This is a genomic window from Blastococcus sp. Marseille-P5729, from assembly GCF_900292035.1.
Taxonomy (GTDB): domain Bacteria; phylum Actinomycetota; class Actinomycetes; order Mycobacteriales; family Antricoccaceae; genus Cumulibacter.
In genome coordinates this window covers 273812-299280 of sequence record NZ_OMPO01000002.1, presented here as the reverse complement: position 1 = coordinate 299280, position 25469 = coordinate 273812, and the positions used below count along the sequence as shown (strand labels likewise).

Below are 25469 nucleotides of genomic sequence, written 5' to 3'. Positions count from 1 at the left end.
ACCGGTCACACCGGCCGGGTCGGACGCCTACCCAGCGACTCCGGGCGAGCCGAGAACGGCGCTCACGCCCTCCTGCTCCGAAACCCGCGCCCGCCACTGCTGAGCGTCGGCGTCGTCGCCCGCGCGCACCAGCACGAGCGAGCCCCCGGCGACCAGCGGCGGCACCGCCCAGCCGAGCAACCCGGCCTCGGCCGGGGCGTCGGCCGGAACCAGCAGCCGGGTGCCCTCGCCGACCGACAGCCGCTCGGCGAGCTCCAACGCGGTCTGCGCGGCATGTGCGTGGTCGAGCACGATCGAGCCTCCGGCGTACGCCGGCGCCGACGGGTCGATGGGTGCTCCCGCGAAGGCGTCGGGGTGTACTCGCACCTCGCTGGTGTAGTCCAAGACGTGGTCCGGGCGCGGCTCCAGCGCGCGGCCCATCGGGTCCAGGCTGCTCACGAGCAGCTCGCCGGCGTCGGCGTCCGCCAGCTCCATGAGCCGGCCCGGCGACATCACGAGGACGTCGGGGGAGTCCTGCGGCGACTCGCTCACGCAGCCACCGACCGCCCACGTGGCAAACGCCAGCACGATCTGGTGCCAGTGCATCGGCAGCGCCAGCGCGACGGTCGATCCCGCGTGGACGTCGAGGTCGTCGCGCAGCAGGTTGGCGGACTTGGCAACCCAGTTGGCGAAGGTGGTGCCGGACAGCTCGGTGCGCTCGCCGCTGTCACGGTCGTAGTAGGTGACTAGCGGCCGGGCGGGGTCGCGGGCGATCGCGGCGTCGAGCAGGGCTGACAGCGTGGCCGTCATCAGTTGATGCAGCCCTCGTCCGCGGCGGTCGCCGGCTCGGTCGGCTCGGGGGCGGGGGTCTCGGTCTGCGGGGGCGCCTCAGGCAGCAGCCCCGGGTAGTTCTGCCCGACGATCAGCAGCACCTTGTCGACCTGGTCGGATTCCTCGACGGTTGCCCCGGGCACGGCGGCAGCGACCGTGTTGGCCTCCTTCTCCATGCCGGCCGGGTACTGCACGATGCTCGCGGCGTAGTCGGTGGTGTAGGCGGTGAGGGTGTTCTCGATCTGGAAGCCCTGCGCCGAGAGCTCGTCGGCGACGGTCTGCTGAGCCCCCTCGACCTCGGTGCCGTTGTAGACGTCGAGGGTGACCGACTTCGGGTCGACGGTAGCGGGGGCCTCCGGGGCGGACGAGCCCGCGGCATCGTCGTCGGTGCCTTCGGCGGACAATGTGTCGAAGAACTTGTCCAGCACGGCCTGATCGGCGGGGATGACGACGTCCATGCCGTCGATCTTCTCCTCGTAGTTCTCGGCGAGCGGGATCGTCATGAACTCGACGTTGCCCGCCGCGATGTTGCTCATCTGGTCCGCCAGCGCGATCGGGTCCAGGTTCTGGTCGTAGCGAATCGTTCCCGAGAGGGCATCGATGATGTTGGTCAGCTTGCCGACGTTGACCAGGTCGAGCAGCCCCTGATCCAGCACCTGCCGGATGACGGCGCCGAAGAAGTACTGCTGGCGCTTGATGCGACCGAGATCGCCGCCCTCCAGGCCCTTGCGCTGGCGCACGAAGCTGAGTGCCTCCTGGCCCTCCAGCACCTGCTTGCCGGCCGGGAAGTCGGCCCCGGAATCACCCGAGGGGTCCTTCGACGGGGCGCAGAGATTGACCTCGACGCCGCCGAGCGCGTTGGTGAGGTCGTAGAAGCCGAGCAGGGTCACCTCCACGTAGTGGTCGATCTTGAGCCCTGAGAGCTGGCTGACCGTATTGATCAGGTAGGCCTGGCCGGCGGCCTGACGTTGCTCTTCGGCAGCGTCGTCCGGCAGCGAGTAGTACCCGTTCACGTAGGCGGCGTTGATCTTGTGTTTCGAGCCCATATCCGGAATCGAGACCCAGGAATCGCGGGGGAAGGACACCACGCGGATCCGGGTGCCGTTGGCGGGCACGTGGATCAGCATGATCGTGTCGGTCGCAAGCGTTTCCTCTTGGGTGGTGCTCAGCTGATCGAGCTGCTCCTGGGTATATCCGGCCCGCGAGTCGTTGCCGACCACGAGAATGTTGATGTCCTCGTGGTTGCCGAGTCGGTCGGAGTTATGTTCACCCTCGGTGCCGGCCAGCGTGCCCGAGCCGGAATGAGCGCGGTTCATCAACGACGTGCCGTACGCCGCACCGGCCAGTAGCAGCACGGACAACACGCCCGCGATACCGCGTACGACTTTGACCCAGGGCGCCGGCTTCTGTGCGGAACGGCGACGCGGGGCGGCGCCCATGCCTGATCGAGGATCGAGCTCGGGCGGAAGCGGGCGCTCATCGACGGGCTCGTCCTTCACGTGACCTCCGAGACGTGTTCATCCACATGGCGCAGGCGGTAGATTGCTGCGAACCGCAGCGGGCTGCGGCGAGACACCAGCATTGCACGCTGAGAGCGAGATCCCGATTAGCTCAGACCGTGCGACCACCGCTCGCTAGTGGGGGAGCGCCACTTTCTCCGAATGGCGCGAACGGTTGCCGTAGGACACACTATATTCGATGGCGATGGTGGCCTCACTTACACTCGCGCCTGACGTTCGCGCAGTCCTCGCCGATCACCGGTTCCTAGTGGTCGGTGCGCAAGGTCAGCTCGGGACCGAGTTGGTGAAACTGTTGGCCGAGGACGGGCTGGGCGAGCCTGCGCTCGTTGGTCTGGACGTCGAGCAGCTCGACATCACTGATGCGGGATCGACCCGTTCGTTGGTCGACGAATGGCTGAGGGCGGCGACACCCGGTAAGGCTGTGGTGATCAATACGGCCGCCTACACGGCAGTCGATGCCGCGGAGTCCGACGAGCGGACGGCATACGCCGTCAATGCCGACGGCCCAAGTAACATTGCCAAGGCGATCGCAGGACGGTGCAGGCTCATCCACGTCTCTACCGACTACACGTTCGCCGGTGACGCCGATGAACCCTATCGGCCGGATGACCTCACGCAGCCCAGCACCGCTTATGGGCGCACCAAGGACGCCGGCGACAAGGCCATCCGGAAGATCGCGCCCGATTCTGCCTACGTTGTGCGTACGGCCTGGGTATACGGCGCATACGGGCCGAACTTCGTCAGGTCAATGCTGCGGCTGGCCGGTGAACGTGAGACTCTCTCGGTCGTTGACGACCAAGTTGGTTCGCCCACGTGGACCCGACATCTGGCTCACGGGCTCGTGGAACTCGCCGTTGGCAACGCTCCAGCCGGCTACTACCACTGCACAGGGGGCGGCCAGTGCTCGTGGTTCGAGTTCGCCCGCGCGATCTTCGAGCAGAACGGCCTCGATCCGCAGCGGGTCCAGCCGACGACCTCCGACGCGTTCGCCCGTCCGGCCCGGCGCCCGCAGTACTCGGTGCTCTCTCATGATGAGTGGAACGCCGCAGGCCTCAGCCCGATGCCCGGCTGGCGTGAAGCGCTCGCAGAAGCGTTCCAGCGGGACGGTGCTGCTCTGCGCGAGGGTTGATCCCACTCAGCCCTCCAGCGCTCGCTGGTAAGCCGCGTATGTGCGAACCGCGCACTGTGTCCAGCTGAAGCCGGCAGCTCTCTCGCGGCGCGAGGTGGCCGTGCCTTGCGGCTCTCGCACTAGTTGATCGATGCCCGCGGCGATCGACTCGACCTCCAACGGATCCACCAAGGTCGCCTGGTCGTCCAGTACCTCGCGGAACACCGCGATGTCGGAGGCAAGGACCGGCACGCCGCACGCCAACGCCTCGATCGTGGGCAACCCAAACCCCTCCTCCAGAGAGGGCATCAGCAGGCCTGCCGCGCCTGCGACGACCGCCTGAAGATCGGCGAACGGTAGGCGACCGGTTTGGATGAGCCGGCCGACTGGGACCGCGCTGGTGTCGAGTTCCGTGCCCCACCCAGCCGCCCCGGCCAGCACCAGCGGCGGCTGGTCGCCGGCGACCGCGTAGGCATCAATCAACCGTTGGAGGTTCTTGCGCGGCTCTAGGGTTCCGACCGCGAGGAGATAGCTGGTCGGCAATGAGTGCGCCCGGCGCACGCGTTCATCCGGCTGAACGCAGAACCAGGACGCATCAACGCCGAGCGGAGTTGCCACGACTGATTCAGTCGGGACTCGGTAGGCCTCCCGAACCTGGTCGGCGACGGCCCGACTGGGCGTGCACACCACCCGCGAGCGACGGATGGACAACGGCACCAGGTCGACGTACGCACGCGACCGCGCATTTACGGTGGCCGGATGGGTGAGGTAGGCAAGGTCGTGGATGGTCAGGACCTGGGCGGCTCGACAGGCTGGGGGACTGACGAAGTTCGTGGCGTGAAAGACATCCTGCCGACCGGTGAAAAGCTCGACCGGAGGCAGGGTGGTTCGGCGCCACAGCTGACGAAGCGCCCGAGCGGGCGCCGGCCGTGTACGTGTCTGAACGCCTGCGGGTACCCGCGCGAGCAGGTCGTTCCCGCGCACCGTGAACGCCGTCGCGGTCCATTGGTCCTCGGGGTGCGCAGCCGCGAGCTGGGCGAGCACGTTCGCTGTGTAGTTTCCGACCCCGGTGCGTGGCCCGAGTAACGGGGTGCAGTCGAGCGCGATCCTCATGTGGCGCCTCCGAGCTCGTGGCTGCCGACGCCCCGCCAACGCCGCAGCACCTCCCGCCGGCGTGACGACGGTGGGCGGGTGGCGAACGTTGACGGGAGCCGGCGGAGCGTCGCGGCAAGGATCCGCAGCCGCAACGAAGGGCTGAACACTGCCACATCGGGTACGCCCCGACGCAGGGACGAGATGCCGAGCGAGACAGTGGTCAGAACGAACCGGCCCAGTGCTTGGACGAACACGTCGAGCGGCGCATTGCGCGCCAGGGTGATGAGCCGGTTTCGTTCGGTCCACAGTGCGAACGTGGCCGACCCCGGCTTGGAGGACGCAGCGTGGCGGTGCCACACGATCGCATCGGGGCAGTAGATCGCTCGCCAGCCGGCGAGCCGAAGCCGCCAGCCGAGGTCGACGTCCTCGTAGTACATGAAGTAGCTCGGATCGATCCCGCCTGCCGCCAGCACCGGCAACCGCCGCAGAACAGCGGCTCCGCCGGAAGCGGCAAAGACCTCCACAGCCGACCCGAAACGGCTGTCGTTGATCTCCCCCAGACCGCGGTCGGCTCCGTACAGACTGCGCAGCAGCACGACACCAGCGTTGTTCACCCGATCAGGCTGGTCAGTCAGGAGCATTCGGGCGGCGACTGATGCGGCCTGCGGGTCGGCGTCTAGCGCTGCAATCGACGCCTCTAGCCACGACGGGTCGGCCGTCGCGTCGTTGTTCAGGAAGGCCACCAGCTCGGTGGTGACCTCCTCGAGTGCAACAGCCACGCCCCCGGCGAATCCGGTATTCGACGCGAGTCGAAGGATGTGTACATCGGGGTGTTCCGCAGCGATGCGGTCCGTGGTTCCGTCGGAGGAGGCGTTGTCGACGACCAGGATGTGTGCGGGAACGGTCTGCCTCCGCACCGACCGGATGGCCTCGCAGACCAGATCCGCCTGGTTCCATGTCACGATCACGACTGTGACGCGCGGGTGACGGAAGGGCATGGGTTCAGTGTGCCCTACTCGTCACCCTGCCTCACCGCAACGGCGGCGTGACGCCGATAGTCTGAGCCCCTGTCCCAAAGCATCGAAGGAAGGCCTGCTCGCTTGCACCAGCGCACCGCCGCACGCCTCGGCCTAGTCGTCGAGCAGGCTCTTGCTCCGGTACCCGGTGGCACGGGGCGGTACACCATCGAACTCGCCCGTGCGCTTACTGCGTCGCGCGGACGGCGCACCGTGCGCACCTATTGCGCGTTCCACCGTTCGACTTCGCAGGCACTGGTTACCGGAGCCGACGGTCCGCGCAGGTTGCCCCTTGGACGTCGTGCGCTCGTCGCGGCATGGGAACGTGGCCTGCCACCGGTGCCTCACGCGGTCGACGTCATTCATGCCCCGACGCTCCTGGTGCCGTGGCGAGCCCGCGTACCGAAGGTTGTGACCATTCATGACGCGGTTCCGTGGTCACACCCGGAGACGCTGACAGCACGGGGCGTGCGGTGGCACCGCGCCCAGGCCGAACGTGCGGCCCGCGAGGCTGCGGCCGTCATCGTGCCCAGCCATGCCGTCCGCGAGGAGCTTGCCTCGGTTCTCGACTTTCAGTGCCCGGTGGAGGTCATTGGCAGCGCCGCTGCGCCGAGTCTGGTGAGCGCAGACGCGATAGGCGAGGAGCTGTGGAATCTGCCGGAGCGGTACATCGTGGCAGTATCGACCGTCGAGCCGCGCAAGGGTCTGGACATCCTGATCAGGGCGCTCGCCGCAACGGAATGCCGGGACATCCCGCTCGTGGTGGTCGGTCAGGCCGGGTGGGGCGGGGTCGACGTCGCCGAGCTGGTGCGGCGCGAGCCGATCGACCCGGCTCGGGTCATCACGACCGGCCGGGTGGGTGACAATCAGCTGGCGTCGATCATCCGGGGAGCCGAGATGCTGGTGATGCCGAGTCGATCTGAAGGATTCGGCCTTCCCGTGATCGAGGCGATGACGCTGGGGACAGCGGTCGTGCATTCGGACGCTCCAGCGCTCGTCGAGATCGCAGGCGGTGCAGGGACTAGCGTGCCACGAGACGATGCCGCTGCCCTCGCTGCGGCGATCAGCCGGCTGTGGGCTCGGCCACGCGAGATCGACGAACTCGTACAGCGAGGGAAGGTGGTGGCCGCTCGTCACACGTGGTCTGCGGTGGCTAAGGCACACTGGTCGGTCTACGAGGGTGCACTGGAGACGGCATGAGGGTGATGTTCGATGCCACCGCGGTGCCGGCAGACCGGCGCGGCGTCGGCCGATATGTCGACAGCCTGCTGCCCGCGCTGGATAGCGGGGTCGACCTCGTCATCGTCACTCAGCATGACGACCGCGAGCACTACGCGGCGCTGTGCCCACATGCCGAGATCATTACCGCCCCGCCGATCATCCGCAGGCGCCCGGCACGTCTGGTCTGGGAGCAGTCAGGCATGGCGTGGCTGGTCCGTCGACACCGCCCCGACCTGGTCCACAGCCCGCACTACACGCGGCCACTGGCGATGCGGCTTCCCTCTGTGGTCACCCTGCACGACGCAACCTTCTTCAGCCATCCCGAGGTGCACGAACGCGCCAAACGAGTCGTGTTTCGTGGCTGGAGCCGGCTTGCCCCGCGGATCGCCGACCGTTGCATCACGCCATCGCGGGCCACTCGCGACGAGATCATAAGGTATACGGGGGCGGACGCTTCCCGCTTCGACGTCGTCCACCTGGGTGTGGACCAGACACTCTTCCGGACTCCGACAGACGAACAGGTCGCCGCCGTGCGGCGACGTCTCGGCGTCGACGGTCCTTACATCGCGTTCCTGGGCACGATCGAGCCCCGCAAGAACATCCCGGCCCTCATCGAGGCGTACGTTCAGGTCGCTCGGCCGGATTGGTGCCTAGTGCTCGGCGGAGGAGTTGGCTGGGGCGAGGACATCGACAGGCTAGTTGCCGGGTTGCCTGACGGTGTTCGCGTCATCCGAGCCGGTTACCTGCCTGCTGACGAGCTCGCTGGGTTCTTGGGCGGGGCCCGGATCGTCGCCTACCCATCACTCGGTGAAGGGTTCGGGCTGCCAGTGGCGGAAGCCATGGCCTGCGGCAGCCCCGTCCTGACCACCCGCAGGCTCGCGTTGCCCGAGGTAGGTGGTGACGCGGCCTACTATGTCGACACCGAGGCGCGCTCCATCGCCGCCGGCCTCGCCGCCTTGATGGCCGATGACGGCCTGGGGCGGCGGCTCGTAGACCTCGGCTACGCCCAGGCGGCCAAGTTCACGTGGGCGAAGGCTGCTGAGGCACATATCGCCTGCTACGAGCGTGCCGTAGCATCCAACGCCCGGGTAGCTGGCCGATGAGTGCAGACGTGACTGTCGTGGTCGTCGCCTACTCGCCAGGCCACCACCTCGACGACTTCCTAGATTCCCTCTGCCGCGCAACGCTTGAGCGACCACAGGTACTCGTGGTCGACAACGGCTCGACCGACGGCTCGACCGATCGAGCCGCGCAACGGCCAGGTGTCGAGCTGATTCGGTCGGGTAGCAACCTCGGGTTCGGCGCGGCAGCCAACATCGGAATCGAGCGCGTTACGACCACCTGGGTGTTGGTCGCCAACCCCGACGTTGTTTGGGGGTCGGGGTCATTCGACACGCTTCTTGACGTGGCGAGCCGATGGCCACAGGCGGCCGCGATCGGGCCGGCGATCGTCACTCCAGAAGGTGACCTGTATCCGTCCGCACGGCAGCTCCCGTCACTGGGGACAGGTGTCGGCCACGCGATCCTCGGGGCGGTCTGGCCGGGCAACCCTTGGACCCGCGCCTATCGCGCCGAGCAGGGCTCAGTGGAGGAGCGCACCACGGGCTGGATCTCTGGCTCCTGCATGCTGCTGCGCCGCGATGTGCTGGAGCAGAAAGGCGCCTTCGACCCTGGGTTCTTCATGTACTTCGAGGACGTGGACCTCTGCACCCGTCTGCACGATGCGGGTTACGACGTTGTCTATGCACCGGACTCGGTCGTCACCCACCACCAGGGGCACGCTGCCAATCGAGAACCAGGTCGCATGGTGACAGAGCATCATCGCAGCGCCTACCGCTACCTCGCCGGTCGGTATCGTGGCGCCAGGTGGCTTCCGGTTCGGCTCGCGCTGCGCGCTGGGTTGGCTGCCCGATCGGCCTTTGCCCAACGGTCAGCGAAGGTGCGAGGCGGTGCGCCACCGCAGCGCAGTGCAGCGGAGCTCGGCGTGCTCGAGCAGGAGACGGACTCATGAACAGCTTCTATCCGGTGATTCCGGCCGGTGGCAGCGGAACCCGCCTCTGGCCGCTCAGTCGCAAGGGATCGCCCAAGTTCCTCCACCGTCTCGGCGCGGACGAGCGCTCGCTCATCCAGCTCACCCTCGCCCGGCTCGAGCCCCTGGCTCCTCCCGCGCGCACGTACATCGTCTGCGGTGCGGCGCACAAATCGGCCATAGCCCAGCAGGTGCCAGCCGTCCCGCGGGACAACATCGTCGTGGAGCCATCGGGGCGCAACAGTGGACCGGCGATCGCGCTCGCTGCTGCGATCATCGAGGCCGTCGACCCGGACGCCGTCATGGGCAGCTTCGCCGCCGACCACCTCATCTCGGTCGGTGATGCCTTCCGCGCCGCGATCCGCACCGCGATCGACGTGGCGCGGACCGGCCGGCTGGTGACCGTGGGCATCACCCCCACGCGGGCCGAGACGGGATACGGGTACATCGAGGGCGGTGCTGGCCTCGATATCGGCAATGCGGTCGACGTCCGGTCCTTCAAGGAGAAACCGGACGCCGCCACCGCCCAGTCCTATCTCGATTCCGGTAGATATCTGTGGAACGCCGGCATGTTCGTCTGGCGGGTCGCCGACCTGATGGACGAGCTGCGCGAGCAGGCTCCGGAGATCGCCGCATGTGTGCAGCCGGTCGCCGACCTCTGGCATCATGACATCGACGCCGCGCGAGGGCTCTTGGAGCGCACCTGGGACGACATTCCCTCGATCAGCATCGACCACGCCGTCGTCGAGGGCGCGGCCGCGCGCGGCCGGGTGGCCACGGTGCCGGCCGACATGGGATGGAGCGACATCGGCGACTGGGACACCATCGCCGAGCTCGGGTTGGTCGAAGGCAGCCGCCTGGCACAGCCGGACGAGACGTTGCTGATCGACTCTCCCGGAAGCTTTGCCACGTCGGGGACAGGGCGCGCCGTCACCGTCGTGGGCGTGCCGGACATCGTCGTCGTCGAGACCGAGGCGGCGATCCTCGTGGTACGCCGCTCCGAGGCCCAACGGGTCAAGGATGCCGTCGACGAATGGAAGTCCCGCGGCCGGGACGAGCTACTGTAACCGGCTCGCGTCGCGAGCCGGATGTCAATAATGAAAGGGAAGTATCCATGCTGGATCTGTCAGTCGTGTCCGCGATCGTGACCGGCGGAGCGTCCGGCCTCGGCGCCGCGACCACCCGTTCGCTCGCCGACAAGGGCGCGCTGGTGACCATCGTCGACCTCAACGAGGACAAGGCGAAGGCGCTCGTCGACGAGCTCGGTGGGGCGGCCACCTTCGTGAAGGCCGACATCACCAAGTCCGACGAGGTCGAGGCCGCGGTCTCCGACGCGACGAGCAAGGACCGCCCCCTGCGCGTGCTGATCAACTGCGCCGGCATCGGCTACGCCAAGCGCACCCTCGGCAAGAACGGCCCGCACGATCTCGAGTCCTTCCAGAAAGTCATCGACATCAACCTGGTCGGCACCTTCAACATGATCCGGCTGGCCGGTGACGCCATCGCCAAGACGGAGCCGTACAACGAGGACGGCGCTCGCGGCGTCATCATCTCGACCGCCTCGGTGGCGGCTTTCGAGGGTCAGATCGGCCAGATCGCCTACGCTACGTCGAAAGCCGGCGTGCATGGCATGACGATCTGCCTGGCACGGGATCTGTCGACGGTCGGCATCCGCGCGAACTCGATCGCCCCGGGCATCATCGACACCGACATGCTCGCCGGCGTCAGCGACGAGTTCCGAAAGACGCTCGGTGCAGGTGTGCCCTTCCCGGCCCGCATCGGCCAGCCGGCCGAGTACGCCGACGTGGCGCTCTTCCTGGCGCAGAATGACTACATGAACGGCGAGACGGTCCGCTTCGACGCCGCGCTGCGGATGGCGCCACGCTGACGCGCATGTCGCAGGACCAGCAGCGGGACCCGGGCATCATCGCCAGGGTCCCGCTGCCGTTCGCGCTCGACCTCGCCCGGACCTTCGGCCGCTACCGGTACGGAACCGGCGACCCGGCCTACTTCGCTAGTACCGCTGGGATCTGGCGCGCGTTCGGCACTCCGCAAGGCGCCGCCACCGCGCTGTTCTCGGTGTCGCGAGGTGAGCTCGTGGTACAGGCCTGGGGGCCGGGAGCGGCCTGGGTGCTGCACAACGTAACCGGGCTCGCCGGGCTCGAGGACGACCTGACGGGGTTCACGCCGGGCGCCGGCATCGTCCGCGACCTCCACACCCGCTTCGCGGGGGTGCGGATCGCGCGCACCGGCCTCGTCCTCGAGTCCCTGGTGCCGGCGATCCTGAGCCAGAAGATCACCGGCAAGGAGGCCTTTGCGTCGTGGCGCCGGCTGCTGCGGCAGTACGGAGCCCCCGCGCCGGGGCCGGTGCCTCGGCCGATGCGGGTGCCGCCGTCTGCCGAGGTGCTGCGCGGCCTCGACGACGCACAGTGGCACCTCCTCGGGGTCGACCGCGCGCACCGCTCCACGATCCGCCGGGTCGCCGCTCGCGCGGCGAGCGTGGAGCGGCTCAGCACGCGTTCCGCCGAGGACGGCGCGACGGCCCTGAAGTCGATCCGTGGAATCGGCGAGTGGACCGCGGCTGAGGTCGTCGAGCGAGCCTGGGGCTCGGCCGACCACCCGTCCTTCGGTGACTATCACATTCCAACGTCGGTCGGCATGGCCTTCCGCGGTGAGCCGGTCGATGACGCCGGGATGGCAGAGCTGCTCGAGCCATACCGGCCCCATCGCGGCCGCGTCGTGCGGCTGATCGAGCTGGCCGGCATCAGAAAGCCACGCCGCGGGCCGCGCCGGACGGTGCCCGACTTTCGGGCGATATAAGCGATCTCAGGTCATTGCTCGGCGGGCCGCAATCAGCAGCGCGTGCGTCGAGGCGTCGAGGCCCCCCGGCAGCCGGTCGAAGGCGAACCACCGCAAGTCGTCGGACTCGTCGCTGATGACCGGATCCGCACCCGACGGGGCGATCACGAGATAGCGCACGTCGAGATGGCGCGTCGGGACCCCGCCCGAGCAGGTCAGCGGGTGCACGTCGAGCTGCAGGGGCAGCTCGCCGATGCGGAGGTCGTCGATGCCGGACTCCTCGCGCGCCTCGCGCTCGGCCGCAGCGCGCAGCCCGGCGTCGTCGGGCTCGCAGTGCCCGCCCAGCTGGACCCAGCGGCCGATGCGCGGGTGCAGCGTGAGCAGGGTCGCGTCACGACTGGGGTCCACCACGACCGCGCTGGCCGTGAGGTGCCCTGGTGCGCACGAACGTGCCATCGCGTCCGGCATTCCCAGCAGGTAGGAGATGTAGGCCTGTCGCAAGGACTCCTGAGCCGGGTCGGCCGGCGCCCATCGATCGAGGACGGCGAGGGCGTCTGCGTGCAGCTCCGCGAAGCTCATCGGGGCGTCCCGGCGTACGGCGCAGCCAGTGCGGTCTCGAGGGTTGCACCGTGAGCGGTCCGCGTGACGACAGCCGTGAGCCCGTCGGCGCGCAGCGCCACCAGCAGCTGACCGACGTACAGCCCACGCTCGAACGGGTCGTCGCAGCGAACTCGGATACTGCTGCCCTGGACGGCCGTCTCGATGCCGGGCGCCGGCTGCATCCGTTGTACGGCGTCGGCGACGAGGGGCGCGAGGTCAGCCGGTCCGCCCCCCGCGTCCGGCACCGCTCGGCGGGTGGCCGGGACGACGTCCCTGGTGCCCAGGCTGAACATGTCGCTATCACCGGTGCGGATCAGCGACGCTGCGCCCCCCGCTCCCGGTCCGGCGTCGTCCCACGGGATGCCCCGGATGACGGCCGCGGCGACCCGTCCGAGCTTGCCGCGCACCAGTTCGCTGGCCGCAGCCAGCTCGTCGATCTGCGCCAGCGCGGTGACCGCTAGCGGGTGCCCGTGCGTGTCGAGACTGCCGCGCAGGTCGCGTAACGCGGGGATTCCCGCAGCGCCCAGGGCGATGTCGACCAATCCGTCACGCCAGGGCCGGCCCGCGGTGTCGGTCACGATGACGGCGACGTCGCGCCCGAGCCGGGCGCGCACGGCGTCGCGGATCGCCCGCGCGGAGGCGTCAGGATCCAGCGGCAAGAGGGCGATCTCGTCCGCATTGACGTTCGAGGCGTCGACTCCGGCCGCGGCCATCGTCATGCCCTGCCGGGTGCGGACGATCCGCAGGTTCCCGCGCTGGGCGACGACCGCGGCGGTCTCCGCGTCGATCGCCTGCTGCCGGGCGCGGGTCCGTTCCTCCTCAAGCACGCCGGTCGTCACGAGGCGGCCTTCGCACTTGGACACGGCCTTGGAGGTGATCGCGACGATGTCACCGTCCGCGAGCCAGGGAGCGGCCTGGCACAGCGCGGCAGCGAGGTCATCGCCCGGTCGGAAGTCCGGCAGCCCGGTCACCGCGCGGACGAGGAACTGCCCCGGCAGCTGCTCACCGCTCACCGCAGCCGGCCAGCGAGATCGAGAGCCGCCTGGATCATCTGGGCCGTGCGCGACGGGTCCGTCATCAGCAGCGGTGCCTCGGCGATGGTGATCCCGTCCAACCGGCCACCGTCGCCGGGAGCGACCAACCAGCCGTCCAGGACGCCGTCCGCTGCGCGGGCGCCGTAGTGGGCGGCGACGGCGGGCGCGGTCGGCTCGACCCCGATCGCCCGGAGGCACACGTCCGCCATGCCGCGCAGCGGCGCGCCGCCGATCAGGCCCGAGGTGCCGACGACGGGCGCCGGCCCCTGCCGCAGCGCCTCCCGCATGCCCGGGAGGGCGAGGATGGTTCCGATGCTCACCACCGGGTTCGAGGGCGCGAGCAGAACGACGTCCGCGGTCGCCACCGCCTCCAGCACCTCGCTGGTGGGGCGGGCCTGCTCCAACCCGATCTGCACGAATCCGGTCGTGGGGATCGCGGCGCGATGGCGCACCCACCACTCCTGGAAGTGCAGCGCGCTGGGCCGGTCGGCCCCGGGCGGCGTACAGACCACGTGCGTCTCGACCCGCTGGTCGCTCATGGGCAGTACGCGCACCCCCGGTTGCCACCGGGTGCACAGTGCCTCGGTCACGTCGGTCAGGCGGTACCCGGCGTCGAGCATCTGGGTGCGGACCAGGTGGGTGGCGATGTCCTTGTCGCCGAGGGCGAACCAGGTCGGTCCAGCGCCGTACTCCTTCAGCTCGGCGCCCACGGTCCAGGTCTCACCGACCTGCCCCCAACCGCGCTCCTCGTCATGGCCGCCGCCGAGCGTGTACATGATCGAGTCGAGGTCGGGGCAGACCCGAAGGCCGTGCATCGTCGCGTCGTCCCCGGTGTTGACGACCGCGCTCACCCGGCCGCCGTTGCCCTCGACGTACGCGCGCGCACCCTGGAGGTAGCGGGCCCCGCCGACACCGCCGGCGAGGACGACGAGGTGGGGGCCGGGACGCTCGGCGGGAGGGTCGGAGGCGGGTGCAGGGTCGGTCACGCGGTCCATCGTGCCACCTCCCGATCGCGCGGGACCGGTCTGGTATGGGTCGGCTGATTTTCGTCGAATATCACCGTTCGACTTGACTCAGCGGCAGCGACACACGTGTAATTACAACGATGTCTTTTCGTCCAGGACATCTTCTGACCTCGTCAGATGCGTACAGCCGAGCATGGGACTCACACACACCTGGTCGACACGGGAAGGGGCCGACACTGTGACCGAACCGCAGGCATTCACCCACGATCTTTGGGGTGCCGGCGTGGAGGAAGAGCAGGAATGGCAGGAGCGCGCCTTGTGCGCCCAGACTGATCCTGAAGCCTTCTTCCCGGAGAAGGGCGGCTCGACGCGCGAAGCGAAGAAGATCTGCGTCGGGTGCGAGGTGCGCGCGGAGTGCCTCGAGTACGCCCTAGCCAACGACGAGCGCTTCGGCATCTGGGGTGGCATGTCGGAGCGTGAGCGCCGGCGCCTCAAGAGCCAGCGCCGCAACGCCTCCTAGCCGACAGCCCGCGCAGCCGACGCCGCGTGTCACCGAGCGGTGGGCTCGTGCGGGTTCCACGGGAATCCCACTGCCCGCCGCTCGCGCGCAGGAAAGCGGCTCACAGCTGCGGATCGATCTCCGACGGATCGATGCCCAGCAGGTTCGCCAGCTGCTCGACCACGACATCGTGCACGAGCGTCTGCAGGTCGGCGGCGGACTTGCCGCGCACCTCCATCGGACGCCGATAGATCACGATCCGAGGCAGGTGCTCGCGCCCGAGCCCGTCGACCCGGCCGGGCACCAGCCGCGAGAGGGGGACGCTGGCGTCCTCGATCACGTTCGGCTGATGGACGACGTCGTCCATGCTCGCGTGGCGGACGGCGGGAACGTCCTCCACGGCCAGCTCGACGTTCTCCAGCACCCGCTGCCACCGCGGGTCGAGCCCGTCGACGATGTCCAGCACCAGGTCGTCGAACAGCTCGGCGCGCGAGCGGTGCAGGGGAACCGTCGAGGGGAACAGCGCCCCGCGCGGCCCCCGCCCCCGCCGGTCGCGGGCTCGCGGATACTGCGGTCGGTACATGCCCCGAGAGTAGCGACACGCGTCGCCACGGCCGCCGCTTGCGCCTCACCGCACGCTCACGCGGTTAGGCTGCTTGATGTGAAATCCGTCCGCAGGTGCAGCAAGCCGGAGTGCGTTCGCCCTGCCGTCGCGACGCTGACCTACATCTACGCGGAGTCGACGGCCGTGGTCGGACCGCTGGCGGCCTATTCCGAGCCGCACAGCTACGACCTGTGCGAGGCGCACGCCTCCCGACTTACCGTCCCGCGTGGCTGGGAGGTGCTGCGTCACGAGGTGGACCCCGCCGACATCGGGCCGAGCACCGACGATCTGCTCGCGCTCGCCGACGCCGTCCGCGAGGCGGCGCGCCCACAGCCCACGCTGCCGGAGATGCCGTCGGCACCGCAGCCGGAGCGCCCGGCCGCAAAGGGCCGGCGCGGTCATCTACGAGTCGTCCCGCCCTCCCGCTGAGCCAGCCCCGAGCACCACGTCTGGCCTCCGCGCCCGCCTGGAAGAGTCCTGCCATGCCCATCACCGGCGTCCTCGACACGATCTTCAAGTCCTACGACGTGCGCGGCCTGTGCCCTGAGCAGCTGTCCGCCCCGATCGCGCGCCGGGTCGGCGCCGGATTCGCGCGCTGGCTGGCAACCAACCGGCTCGGCGAGAAGGTGGTGCTGGCCGGTGACATGCGGCCCAGCACGCCCGGGCTCATCGACGCGCTCGCGGACGGCATCTGCGAGCAGGGGCTGGACGTCGTGGTCGCCGGGCTGAGCTCGACGGATCAGCTGTACTTCGCCTCGGGGTGGCTGGGTCTGCCGGGCATCCAGGTGACCGCCAGCCATAACCCGGCGCAGTACAACGGCATGAAGATGTGCCGCGCGATGGCCGCGCCGATCGGCGCCGAGACGGGTCTGAACGAGATCAAGGCCCTGGCGGCCCAGGAGCTCGAGCCGGCTGCCCGCCGCGGGGAGCGCACCGAGGTGGCTACTCTGTCGGCGTATGCCGATCACCTGCACTCGCTGGTTCCGCTGGAGGAGATCCGGCCGCTGAGCGTCGTCGTGGACGCCGGGAACGGCATGGCTGGCCTGACAGTCCCCGAGGTCCTGGGTCGTTCGGCCCTTCGGATCACGCCCCTGTACTTCGAGCTCGACGGATCCTTCCCGAACCACCCTGCCGATCCGCTCGACCCCGCGAACCTGGTCGACCTGCAGCGGCGGGTCCGCGCGGGGGCCGCCCCACTCCGCCTGGCCTTCGCCGGGGGCGCGGACCCGGGCTTCGTCGTCGGCGAGCGCGGCGGGCCGGGCCCGGCCTCGGCGATCACCGCGCTGATCGCCGAGCGCGAGCTCATGCGCTCGCCGGGCGAGACAATCGTGCACAACGTCATCACCTCGAAGATGGTCCCCGAGGTGGTGCGCGCTGCCGGCGGTACGCCGAGCCGCACGAAGGTCGGCCATTCCAACATGAAGGCCAGGATGGCGGAGCAGAACGCGGTCTTCGGCGGCGAGCACTCGGCGCATTACTACTTCCGCGACTTTTACTTCGCCGACACCGGCATGCTGGCGGCGATGCACATCCTGTCGGCGCTGGGCGAGCAGGTCGGTCCGCTGTCCGAGCTGGTCGCGCGCTATGACCGGTACGCCGCCAGCGGCGAGATCAACTCGACCGTCGACGACGCCGAACGTGCGCTACGCGCGGTGCATGAGCACGCGACGGGGATGGACGCGCAGATCGATCGGCTCGACGGCATTACCGCCGAGCTCGGGGACGGCGCCTGGTTCAACGTGCGGGCATCCAACACCGAACCCCTCCTGCGGTTGAACGTCGAGGCCGCCGACCCGGCGCGCATGGAGCAGCTGCGCGACGAGCTGCTCGCGGTGATCCGGCGATAGGCTGGCCGACGAACCGACACACTGGGAGATGACCGGATGCCGTTGATCGATCCCGAGCTGATGAAGATCCTCGCCTGCCCGTGCGAGCAGCACGCGCCGCTGCGCGAGCTCGCGCCGGGGGAGCATCCTGCCGCGGCGGAGGGCGCCCTGCAGTGCACCGACTGCGGCCGCAGCTTCCCCATCCGAGAGGGCATCCCCGTGCTGCTGCTCGACGAGGCGATCGAACGGCGTTAGAGGGATGGACCTCGACGACCCGGTGGCACTGAGTGCAGAACCCGGTCGGTTGCACGCAGTGGCCGGCAGCGGAGCCGTCGTCCGCGCCGTGCAACGAGCCGATCTGCCCGGCGCTCCGCTACTCAGCGGCGTCGAGGTAGGGGCCTGCGGGGTGATCACCGGCGAAGTCATTGATCCGGCGTACGGCGATGCACTCGCGCAGCTTCTCATTGACCTGGGTGCTCCGGTCGCGACGTCGATGGCCGGACTGGATCCAGGTGGCCGGTTTCCGCGTTCCGCGGACGCGGTGGTCGTTGTGAGCACATCGGGCGCCGAACGCGCGTTGCTCGATGCTGTTCAGATCGCCGCGGCGCGAGGGTCGAGCGTTACCGTCATCGCTCCGGCCGGCAGCCCCATCGCGGCGGTGGCGGCCGAACGACGCGCGCTGCTGTGTGAGACCGACTCGGCCGAGGACGCCGGCGATGGCGCCTGGTGGGCCGCGTACGCCGCATGCCTCGGGCTGTGGCGCGGCGCACCGGCACTGAACGAGCTCGCCGAGGACCTCGATGAGGCCGCGGCGTCCATGGGGCCGGTGGTCGCGACCTACCGGAACCCGGCCAAGCAGCTGGCTGCGATGCGCGACCCGGCGCTGCTGCTGGCCACCGACCTCCCGTCCATGCTGCTGGCGCGCCTGCTCGAGAGCGAGCTCGCGAGCGCCGATCAGCCGGTGCGGGCAGTGGACCTGCGTCGTGGCACGGCCGTGCTGGGCCGGCTGGCGAGGGCGTCCGCTGGCGCCCACGACATCTTCTACGATCCCGAGATCGACGGGCCTGGTGCGCGCACGTGGCGGCCGGTCCTCCTGCCGCACGCGGGGGACGTCGCGCGGTCCGATGCGGCCGCACGCGTCGCTGAGCACCTGGGCCCGGTGCTGGCGATTCACACCCCTGACCTGAGCGGGCCGTGGAGCGCCGTCCATGCCGTGCTGCTCGCCCAGCTGGCCGGGGCCTACCGAGATCTCACGGACCGGTAGAGCGCACACGCGGACGGTCGAGCGTGAGCCCGAGCCGAGGTCCCACCCATTAGGCTGGGGGCCATCATGTATCGCCTCCAGAACCAGACACGGCATTACGCGTGGGGATCACACGATTTCATCCCCGCGCTTCTTGGGCGCGACAGCGGCTCCGAGCCGGAGGCCGAGCTGTGGTTGGGAGCACACCCCACCGGGTCATCGCGACTGGGTGTCGACGGACCTACCCTGAAGGACCAGATCGAGAGCGATCCCGGTCGCCATCTTGGTGAGCTGGTGCATGCCGAGTACCCCTCGCGGCTGCCGTTCCTGTTCAAGGTGCTCGCGGCCGAGCAGCCGCTGTCGCTGCAGGCGCACCCGAGCGCGGCCCAGGCGAAGGCAGGGTTCGCCGACGAGCAGCAGCGCGGCGTGCCCATCGACGATCCGCGCAGGTCCTACCGCGACAGCTTCGCCAAGCCCGAGCTGTTCGTCGCGTTGACCGAGTGCGAGGTGCTGTGCGGCTTTCGCCCCGCCTCGGATGCGGCACACATGCTCACCAGGCTCGGCATCTCGACGCTCGGTCCGTACATCGCCTCCCTGCACACCGGACGCGCGGCGGACGGGTTCCGGGTCGTCGTCACCACGCTGCTGAGCATGCCGGTCGCCGCGCGACAGGAGCTCGCTGCGCGGGTCGTGGAGGAGTGCCGCCGGATCATCGATACGGGGGAGACCGGGCCGGACATCGACGCCTACCGATGGGCAGTCCGGCTTGGCGAGGACTACCCGGGTGATGTCGGCGCTGTGCTGTCGCTGCTGCTGAACCTGATCAAGCTGCAGCCCGGTCAAGGTGTGTTCGTGGGGGCAGGCATGATGCACACCTACCTGCACGGCGCCGGGCTGGAGGCGCAGGCGAACTCCGACAACACCCTCCGGGGCGGCTTGACTCCCAAGCACGTCGATGTCGCCGAGCTGCTGCGGATTCTCGATTTCGAACCCACCCATGAGCCCGTGATCGAGCCGCAGCCGATGAGCGATGCGAGTGGGCTGTGGGACGGCGCGCGCACCTGGCCGGTGCCCGCACGTGAGTTCGCGCTGTTTGACTGGGACGTCGACGAGCAGCCCCGCACGCTGCGCACGGTCGGGCCCAGCATCGTGCTGTGCCTGGAGGGGGAGGTCGGGCTGCGTAGCCGGGACGACGAGATCGTGCTTCGCAGGGGCGAGTCGGCCTACATCCCGGCGTACGAGCCGCCGATCACCGCCACCGGCGACGGCCGGCTGGCGCACATCACCGTCGGCCAGGTCCCGCGCTCACGCTGAGCCGTAGACTGTTGCACCGGGCAGCCGCCCGTCCGTGGCCATCACCGGCCGTCCTCGAGGAGCCTCATGAGCATCAACCTGTCCGTCGACCGCGCCGCGAACGGTCTGGAGTACAAAGTCGCCGACCTGTCGCTGGCCGGCTACGGCCGCAACGAGATCCGCCTGGCCGAGCACGAGATGCCGGGTCTGATGGCGCTTCGTGAGGAGTACCGCGACGCTGCGCCCCTAGCCGGCGCCCGGATCACCGGCTCGCTGCATATGACCATCCAGACAGCCGTGCTGATCGAGACCCTCGTCGAGCTGGGCGCCGAGGTGCGCTGGGTGTCCTGCAACATCTTCTCCACCCAGGACCACGCCGCGGCGGCGGTCGTCGTCGGCCCGAACGGCACCGTCGAGGATCCGCAGGGCGTCGCGGTGTTCGCCTGGAAGGGCGAGACGCTCGAGGAATACTGGTGGTGCACCGACCAGGTGCTGCGGTGGGAGGGCCACGCCGGTCCGAATATGATCCTGGACGACGGCGGCGACGTCACGCTGTTGGTGCACAAGGGCGTGGAGTTCGAGCAGGCCGGCGCCGTGCCGCAGACTGAGGAATCCGACCCCGAGGAGTACGGCGTCATCCTGGAAACGCTGCGGGCCAGCCTGGCAGCGGACCGGACGCGCTTCACGACGATGGCCGCCGACATCCGCGGCGTCTCCGAGGAGACCACCACCGGCGTGCACCGCCTGTACGAGCTGGCCAAGGCCGGCGAGCTGCTGTTCCCGGCCATCAACGTCAACGACGCGGTCACCAAGAGCAAGTTCGACAACAAGTACGGCTGCCGCCACTCGCTGATCGATGGCATCAACCGCGCCACCGACGTCCTCATCGGCGGCAAGGTCGCGGTGGTGTGCGGCTACGGCGATGTCGGCAAGGGTTCCGCGGAGTCCCTGCGCGGCCAGGGTGCCCGCGTCATCGTCACCGAGATCGACCCGATCTGCGCGCTGCAGGCGGCGATGGACGGCTACCAGGTCGCCCGGCTCGAGGACGTCGTCGACACGGCCGACATCTTCATCACCACGACCGGCAACCGAGACGTCATCATGGCCGAGCACATGGTGCAGATGAAGCATCAGGCGATCGTCGGCAACATCGGCCACTTCGACAACGAGATCGACATGGTGGGCCTGGCCCGCACGCCCGGCATCGAGAAGATCGACATCAAGCCGCAGGTCGCCGAATGGCGCTTCCCCGACGGCCACTCGATTATCGTGCTGTCCGAGGGCCGCCTGCTGAACCTCGGCAATGCCACCGGGCACCCGTCGTTCGTGATGTCGAACTCCTTCACGAACCAGACGATGGCCCAGATCGAGCTGTTCACCAAGTCCTCGGAGTACGACAAGGACGTCTACGTGCTGCCCAAGGTCCTCGACGAGAAGGTCGCCCGGCTCCACCTCGCGGCCTTGGGCGTGCGGCTCACGGAGCTGAGCAAGACCCAGGCCGAGTACATCGGCGTCGACGTCGCCGGGCCCTACAAGCCCGACCACTACCGCTACTGACAGCCGCCGGGCCGCAACGCCGGGCGGCGAAGGTCACGGGCAAGTCGCGGTCGCGACCGTAGACTCACCACGAGCTGTCCATCGCGGGCGGCGGTGCGACGAAGGGTGGAGCCGAGCAGATGAAGCCGCGGATCCTGGTGGTCGACGACGATCCCGCACTTGCCGAGATGCTCGGCATCGTCCTGCGCAACGAAGGCTTCGACCCCGCGTTCGTCGCGGACGGCGCCCGCGCGATCTCGGCCTACCGCGAGCTCAAGCCGGATCTCATCCTGCTCGATCTGATGCTCCCGGGTATGAACGGCATCGACGTCTGCCGGTCGATCCGCGGTGAGTCGGGCGTCCCCATCGTGATGCTCACCGCGAAGGCGGACACGGTCGACGTCGTGCTCGGGCTCGAGTCGGGCGCGGATGACTACATGGTCAAGCCGTTCAAGCCCAAGGAGCTCGTCGCCCGCATCCGCACCCGGCTGCGTCGCGTCGAGCCGGAATCGGCCGAGGAGCTGCAGATCGCGGGCCTGACCATCGACGTGCCGGGCCACCGGGTCACCCGCGACGGCCAGCACATCGCACTCACCCCGCTGGAGTTCGACCTGCTCGTGGCCCTCGCGCGCAAGCCCCGGCAGGTCTTCACCCGCGAGCTGCTTCTCGAGCAGGTGTGGGGCTACCGGCATGCCGCCGACACCAGGCTGGTCAACGTGCACGTGCAGCGGCTGCGCTCGAAGATCGAACGCGATCCCGAGCATCCCGAGATCGTGCTGACCGTCCGCGGTGTCGGCTACAAGGCAGGTCCGCCGTAACCACCCCACCAGAGCCTCCCCAGTCGGCCGGGAGGGAGGCCGTTCCCGAGCGGTCACTGCGCGCGCTGGGTAGTTACTACCTCGACCTGACGCGCCAGCGGGTCAGCGTCATCGCCAACAAGGTGATAACGCGGTGGCGCAAGTCGTTGCAGCTGCGGGTGGTCGCGCTCACCCTGGCCCTCACCGCCGCCGTCGTGGCGATCATCGGCTACATCCTCGTCACCCAGATCCGCGACCAGCTGCTGGGGGAGAAGCAGCGCGCCGCGGTGGCCCAGGCCAGCGCCGGCGTCCGGCGCATGGCCAACCAGATCGACATCGTCGGCTCCAGCGGCCAGTCCTCGCTCAGCGACACCGTCAACGCGAACGTCGAGTTCCTGCAGCAGCGCGGCACGTCGGCCGGCGAGTTCTACGTCCTGCTGCTCGTGCGCGACGCCGGCGCCAATCCGCGCAGCGTCCAGCTGGGCTCCACCGTCAACCCGCGAGAGCTACCCGACTCGCTGCAGGAGCGTGTGCAGGAAGGCAGCCTGGTCCACCAGTACACGACGTTGTCCATCGAAGACGAGCGGCGACAGGTGCTACTCGTCGGCTCTACGGTCCCGGCCACCCGCACGGGCTACGAGCTGTACTACGCCTTCCCGCTCGACAACGAGATCGACGTCATGACCTTCGTGTCGCAGACCGTGGTCGCCGCGGCGCTGGCCTTCATGGTGCTGATCCCCGGCGTCGGGTTGCTCGTCTCCCGGCTCGTCGTGCTTCCGGTCCGCGAGGCCAGCAACATCGCCGGCCGGTTGGCCGACGGCGAGCTCGATCAGCGGATGGACGTCCGCGGCGAGGACGATCTCGCGAGACTGGCGACCTCGTTCAACGAGATGGCGGGCTCGCTGTCGAGCCAGATCACCCGGCTGGAGCTCCTCTCGCAGGTGCAGCAGCGCTTCTCCTCCGACGTCTCGCACGAGCTGCGGACGCCGTTGACGACTGTTCGGATGGCCGCCGAGATGCTCTACGACTACCGAGAGGACTTCCCGGAGGTCGCCGCCCGCAGCGCCGAGCTGCTGCACACCGAGCTCGACCGCTTCGAGGCACTGCTGAAGGACCTGCTGGAGATCTCCCGGTATGACGCCGGCGGGTTGGCCCTCGACGCCGAGCTGGAGGACGTGCCGGCGCTCGTCCTGCGGGTGTGCGAGGCCTTCGAGACCCTCGCCGAGGAGCAGGGCTGCGAGCTCGTGGTGCGGGTCGACGACAGCGTCGAGGAGGCCGAGATCAGCGTGCGCCGGGTCGAACGCGTGCTGCGCAACCTGATCGCCAATGCCCTCGAGCACGGCATGGGCGAGCCGGTCGAGGTCGACGTCGCGGCGGACGACGAGGTGGTGGCCTTCGCCGTGCGCGACCACGGTGTCGGCATCGACGAGGTCGCGGCCGAGCACCTCTTCGACCGGTTCTGGCGCGCCGACCCGTCCCGCGTGCGCAAGCTGGGCGGCACGGGGCTCGGCATGGCGATCTCCTTGGAGGACGTCCGTCTGCACGACGGCTGGCTGCAGGTGTGGGGCGCTCCGGGCCGCGGCACGTGCTTCCGGATGACCCTCCCGATCCGCGCCGGGGGGCCGGTCACCCACTCGACCCTCCGGCTGGTGCCGGCCGGTGAGGTCGGCGGCGCCGCGGGCGGCGTCCCCCGCATACTGCCCACCCCCGCCGTCCCGTCCGTGGATACCCTCGACGATGACGAGCGCCGGGAGGCCCACACATGAGGAAGCTGCTGCTCCTGCTGATGGCCTGCCTGCTCGTGCTCACCGGCTGCTCCGGGATCCCCGAGCGCAGCGACCCCGTCGTGGTCGGACCCGCTCCGGCCCCCGGCGACGAGGCCGATCAGGGCAATGGCATCCAGCCCGGCGGACCCGACCGCGACGCCTCCAGCGACGCCATCGTCCGCGGCTTCATCAAGGCGCTCACCGCGACCGACACCACGTACGCGGTCGCCCGCGAGTTCCTCACCCCCGAGGTCGCCAAGTCGTGGACACCTTCTGAGGAGGTGACGATCATCGAGCCGTCCAACGTCGCCAACCCCGGCGTCGAGGAGGGCAGTGTCCAGTTCGCGGCCACCCGCGTGGCGAAGGTCGACGTCCGAGGGGTCTACCACGTGGACTCCGGCGCCATCGACTACGACTTCGAGCTGGTCCAGGTCGCCGGCCAGTGGCGGATCACCAACCCGCCGGCCGAGCTGATCATCGACCAGAACAGCTTCGGCAGCCTCTACAAGGACGCCAGCATCTACTTCGCCGACCCCAGCGGTGGCCGTCTGGTGCCCGACGTCCGGTACTTCCGCACCAACCCTCAGCAGCGCGCCAACCGGCTCATCCAGGCGCTCATCGATGGGCCCGTAGGCACGCTCACCGACGGCGTGCGCAACGAGCTCGGCGGCGCCGCGAAGCTGCGCTCAGCCGTCAATCACCGTCAGGACCCGATCACCATCGATCTGTCCGGGCTGGGGCAGAAGACCGAGGCGCAGCTGCGGGTGGCCTCGGCCCAGATCATGTGGACCCTGCAGGACCTCGGCGTGCAGACCGCCCGCATCACCAACGACGGCGAGCCGCTCGACATCGCCGGAGTCGGGGAGACCCAGGAGATCTCCGACTGGGCCGACTTCGACCCCAATCACCTCCCGTTCAATGCCACCGCCTACTACATCGACGGCGGGGCGGTGCTGACCGACACCGCCGAGAAGGTGCCCGGCCCGGCCGGCACCGGGGAGTACAGCATCACCGAGGCGGCGGTGTCGATCAACGGGACTCGGATCGCAGCCGTCTCAGCGGGATCCACGCCACCAGTGCTGCGCACGGGAGCCATCAATGAGCAGCTGTCGGTGATCGACCTGCCGGGTACGACGAGCCTGAGCGCGCCGACCTGGGGGCCGTCGTCCGAGGAGTTCTGGATCGTCCGCAATGGCAGCGAGATCATGCGAGTGTCCGCGAAGGGGGCTCCCAAGATCGTCAGTACCCAAGGGCTGACGGATGTCGGGCAGATCCGCCGGATCGCGCTGTCACGCGACGGCGTCCGCCTGGCGGTGCTCGCCGGTCAGCCCGGTGGGCCCGGGCGGCTCTACCTGGCCACTGTCCAGAGCTCGGCGGACTCGGTCTCGCTGCTGCAGCCGGTGCCGCTGGCGCCGAACCTCGACGTGTCGGCGGTCGTCTGGCGTGATGCGCGCACCCTGGCGGTCCTGGGTCGCCCGACCACCCCGGGGAGCGTCCTGCCGTTCACCCTGCTGATCGATAACTCGTCGCTTTCCGTGCTGCCGGCGCCGGTGCTGTCGGGTGAGACTCTCGCGATCGCCGCCGCCCCGGACCGGCCGTTCCTGTGCTCGATCAACCAGAACATCCTGCGGCTGCAGGACTCCGCGTGGGTCTCGCTGGTCGGCGGCATCGCGGTCACCGGCAGCAGGCCGTTCTACCCGGGGTAGCG

At 69.3% G+C, this 25469-nt stretch carries 25 protein-coding genes; 17 read left to right on the top strand and 8 right to left on the bottom strand.

Annotated elements, in window-relative coordinates:
- Positions 1-27: 27 nt before the first annotated feature.
- Both DAA40_RS09975 and DAA40_RS09970 read right to left on the bottom strand, forming a co-directional pair.
- Positions 28-789, bottom strand: a complete 762-nt coding sequence (locus tag DAA40_RS09975; protein WP_106849582.1) for a TIGR03089 family protein — start codon at positions 787-789, stop codon at positions 28-30.
- Positions 789-2309, bottom strand: coding sequence for an LCP family protein (locus DAA40_RS09970; protein ID WP_106849581.1), 1521 nt, complete (start codon positions 2307-2309; stop codon positions 789-791). Before DAA40_RS09970 ends, DAA40_RS09975 begins: the two co-directional genes overlap by 1 nt.
- Positions 2310-2508: 199 nt before the next feature.
- Here DAA40_RS09970 and rfbD point away from each other — a divergent pair, with 199 nt between their 5' ends.
- The gene (gene rfbD, locus DAA40_RS09965; protein ID WP_234356332.1) at positions 2509-3459 is read left to right on the top strand and encodes a dTDP-4-dehydrorhamnose reductase; all 951 of its coding nucleotides are present in this window, start codon (positions 2509-2511) and stop codon (positions 3457-3459) included.
- 6 nt (positions 3460-3465) lie between these two features.
- Here rfbD and DAA40_RS09960 read toward each other — a convergent pair whose 3' ends face one another.
- Together DAA40_RS09960 and DAA40_RS09955 are read right to left on the bottom strand one after the other, a co-directional pair.
- On the bottom strand, positions 3466-4551 hold the full coding sequence (locus DAA40_RS09960) for a glycosyltransferase family 1 protein (protein WP_106849580.1): 1086 nt from the start codon (positions 4549-4551) through the stop codon (positions 3466-3468).
- Complete coding sequence (locus tag DAA40_RS09955) at positions 4548-5531, bottom strand: glycosyltransferase family 2 protein (RefSeq protein ID WP_106849579.1); 984 nt, start codon at positions 5529-5531, stop codon at positions 4548-4550. The genes DAA40_RS09960 and DAA40_RS09955 overlap by 4 nt, the downstream gene beginning before the upstream one ends.
- 102 nt (positions 5532-5633) lie before the next feature.
- On the opposite strand from DAA40_RS09955, the gene DAA40_RS09950 reads away from it, so the two are divergent.
- The 6 genes from DAA40_RS09950 to DAA40_RS09925 are packed head-to-tail and all read left to right on the top strand — an operon-like array spanning position 5634 to position 11619.
- On the top strand, positions 5634-6749 hold the full coding sequence (locus DAA40_RS09950) for a glycosyltransferase family 1 protein (RefSeq protein WP_106849578.1): 1116 nt from the start codon (positions 5634-5636) through the stop codon (positions 6747-6749).
- Positions 6746-7873 (top strand): glycosyltransferase family 1 protein, encoded by a 1128-nt coding sequence (locus tag DAA40_RS09945; RefSeq protein WP_106849577.1) that lies wholly within the window; start codon positions 6746-6748, stop codon positions 7871-7873. Before DAA40_RS09950 ends, DAA40_RS09945 begins: the two co-directional genes overlap by 4 nt.
- An 8-nt stretch (positions 7874-7881) precedes the next feature.
- Positions 7882-8781, top strand: a complete 900-nt coding sequence (locus DAA40_RS09940) for a glycosyltransferase family 2 protein (RefSeq protein ID WP_234356331.1) — start codon at positions 7882-7884, stop codon at positions 8779-8781.
- A complete protein-coding gene (locus DAA40_RS09935; protein WP_106849575.1) occupies positions 8778-9866 on the top strand; it encodes a mannose-1-phosphate guanylyltransferase in 1089 nt (362 codons plus the stop codon). Before DAA40_RS09940 ends, DAA40_RS09935 begins: the two co-directional genes overlap by 4 nt.
- Before the next feature lie 47 nt (positions 9867-9913).
- Positions 9914-10687 carry an SDR family NAD(P)-dependent oxidoreductase gene (locus tag DAA40_RS09930; protein WP_199849692.1) on the top strand — a complete coding sequence of 258 codons (774 nt, stop codon included), beginning with the start codon at positions 9914-9916 and terminating at the stop codon, positions 10685-10687.
- A gap of 5 nt (positions 10688-10692) precedes the next feature.
- Positions 10693-11619 (top strand): DNA-3-methyladenine glycosylase, encoded by a 927-nt coding sequence (locus DAA40_RS09925; RefSeq protein WP_106849574.1) that lies wholly within the window; start codon positions 10693-10695, stop codon positions 11617-11619.
- Positions 11620-11625: 6 nt separating this feature from the next.
- Here the strand turns inward: DAA40_RS09925 and DAA40_RS09920 are convergent, their stop codons facing one another.
- From DAA40_RS09920 to cofD, 3 genes are read right to left on the bottom strand one after another with little or no spacing between them, the layout of a single operon-like run.
- Positions 11626-12177 (bottom strand): NUDIX hydrolase, encoded by a 552-nt coding sequence (locus DAA40_RS09920; RefSeq protein ID WP_106849573.1) that lies wholly within the window; start codon positions 12175-12177, stop codon positions 11626-11628.
- Positions 12174-13211 carry a coenzyme F420-0:L-glutamate ligase gene (locus DAA40_RS09915; protein WP_106849572.1) on the bottom strand — a complete coding sequence of 346 codons (1038 nt, stop codon included), beginning with the start codon at positions 13209-13211 and terminating at the stop codon, positions 12174-12176. Before DAA40_RS09915 ends, DAA40_RS09920 begins: the two co-directional genes overlap by 4 nt.
- The gene (gene cofD, locus DAA40_RS09910; protein WP_234356330.1) at positions 13208-14218 is read right to left on the bottom strand and encodes a 2-phospho-L-lactate transferase; all 1011 of its coding nucleotides are present in this window, start codon (positions 14216-14218) and stop codon (positions 13208-13210) included. Before cofD ends, DAA40_RS09915 begins: the two co-directional genes overlap by 4 nt.
- 262 nt (positions 14219-14480) lie before the next feature.
- Between cofD and DAA40_RS09905 the strand changes: the two genes are divergently transcribed.
- Positions 14481-14717 (top strand): WhiB family transcriptional regulator, encoded by a 237-nt coding sequence (locus DAA40_RS09905; RefSeq protein WP_199849752.1) that lies wholly within the window; start codon positions 14481-14483, stop codon positions 14715-14717.
- Between the two features lie 100 nt (positions 14718-14817).
- Here the strand turns inward: DAA40_RS09905 and DAA40_RS09900 are convergent, their stop codons facing one another.
- Entirely contained in the window at positions 14818-15279 is a 462-nt protein-coding gene (locus DAA40_RS09900; protein ID WP_106849570.1) for a metallopeptidase family protein, read from the bottom strand.
- A 78-nt stretch (positions 15280-15357) separates the two neighbouring features.
- Here DAA40_RS09900 and DAA40_RS09895 point away from each other — a divergent pair, with 78 nt between their 5' ends.
- From DAA40_RS09895 to DAA40_RS09855, 9 genes are all read left to right on the top strand, one after another.
- On the top strand, positions 15358-15729 hold the full coding sequence (locus DAA40_RS09895; RefSeq protein WP_106849569.1) for a DUF3499 domain-containing protein: 372 nt from the start codon (positions 15358-15360) through the stop codon (positions 15727-15729).
- 53 nt (positions 15730-15782) lie between these two features.
- Entirely contained in the window at positions 15783-17147 is a 1365-nt protein-coding gene (locus DAA40_RS09890; protein ID WP_106849568.1) for a phosphomannomutase/phosphoglucomutase, read from the top strand.
- A gap of 36 nt (positions 17148-17183) precedes the next feature.
- A complete protein-coding gene (locus DAA40_RS09885; RefSeq protein WP_199849691.1) occupies positions 17184-17381 on the top strand; it encodes a Trm112 family protein in 198 nt (65 codons plus the stop codon).
- Positions 17382-17385: 4 nt separating this feature from the next.
- Entirely contained in the window at positions 17386-18390 is a 1005-nt protein-coding gene (locus DAA40_RS09880) for a hypothetical protein (protein WP_106849567.1), read from the top strand.
- A gap of 66 nt (positions 18391-18456) precedes the next feature.
- Positions 18457-19683 carry a mannose-6-phosphate isomerase, class I gene (manA, locus tag DAA40_RS09875; protein ID WP_106849566.1) on the top strand — a complete coding sequence of 409 codons (1227 nt, stop codon included), beginning with the start codon at positions 18457-18459 and terminating at the stop codon, positions 19681-19683.
- 66 nt (positions 19684-19749) lie between these two features.
- The gene (gene ahcY / locus DAA40_RS09870; RefSeq protein WP_106849565.1) at positions 19750-21219 is read left to right on the top strand and encodes an adenosylhomocysteinase; all 1470 of its coding nucleotides are present in this window, start codon (positions 19750-19752) and stop codon (positions 21217-21219) included.
- A 119-nt stretch (positions 21220-21338) separates the two neighbouring features.
- Positions 21339-22016 (top strand): MtrAB system response regulator MtrA, encoded by a 678-nt coding sequence (gene mtrA, locus DAA40_RS09865; protein ID WP_106849564.1) that lies wholly within the window; start codon positions 21339-21341, stop codon positions 22014-22016.
- A gap of 122 nt (positions 22017-22138) precedes the next feature.
- Entirely contained in the window at positions 22139-23761 is a 1623-nt protein-coding gene (mtrB, locus tag DAA40_RS09860) for an MtrAB system histidine kinase MtrB (protein ID WP_158716359.1), read from the top strand.
- The gene (locus DAA40_RS09855) at positions 23758-25467 is read left to right on the top strand and encodes an LpqB family beta-propeller domain-containing protein (protein WP_106849562.1); all 1710 of its coding nucleotides are present in this window, start codon (positions 23758-23760) and stop codon (positions 25465-25467) included. The genes mtrB and DAA40_RS09855 overlap by 4 nt, the downstream gene beginning before the upstream one ends.
- Positions 25468-25469 lie beyond the last annotated feature (2 nt).